The 554-nt window shown below is 64.1% G+C and carries 1 protein-coding gene; it reads left to right on the top strand.

Annotation, left to right across the window (positions count from 1 at the left end; translation table 11 throughout):
* Positions 1-175: 175 nt before the first annotated feature.
* Positions 176-553, top strand: a complete 378-nt coding sequence (locus ACXMYJ_RS29365; RefSeq protein WP_460359583.1) for a transposase — start codon at positions 176-178, stop codon at positions 551-553.
* Position 554 lies beyond the last annotated feature (1 nt).

The raw sequence follows: 554 nt of genomic DNA, 5'->3' as shown, positions 1-554 counted from the left end.
CTGCACGTCGCGGCCCGTGTCACCCGCGGCGCACGCCAACTGCGACTACGTATCGATGTCACCTGGCGGTGGGCATCGCAGATCGCGGCCGCCTGGCAACGCATCCGCACCGCCTTCGGATAGAACCACCCCGGGTTTGATGCACACCTTCTTTCGAGGGAAGGTTGTTTGCATCATGCCGAGGAAGTACGACGACGAGTTCAAGGCCCGGGCGGTGCGGTTAGTTGCCGACCATGCCGAGGAGTACGACACCCGCACGGCCTGCATCACCGCGGTGGCCAAGCGGTTGGGGGTGTCCTACGAATCGCTGCGCCGGTGGGTCAACCAGGCCGAGGTCGACACCGGCCAGCGTGACGGGGTGCCCACCGACGCCGCACGGGAGTTGCGTGAGCTCAAACGCAAGAACCGTGAGCTCGAGGAAACCAATGTTATCTTCGGCCGGGTGTCTGGGGCGGTGCGTTCATCAGGGCGTTCACGTTGTGGACGTTGTCTTTGTGGCAGTAAGTCGGGCGGTGCGGAGTTGACCGTGCAGCTGGGCGACTTGATCGCGTAGT

This window comes from Mycobacterium sp. ZZG (assembly GCF_054786995.1).
This window is presented reverse-complemented; position numbering and strand designations above follow the sequence as displayed.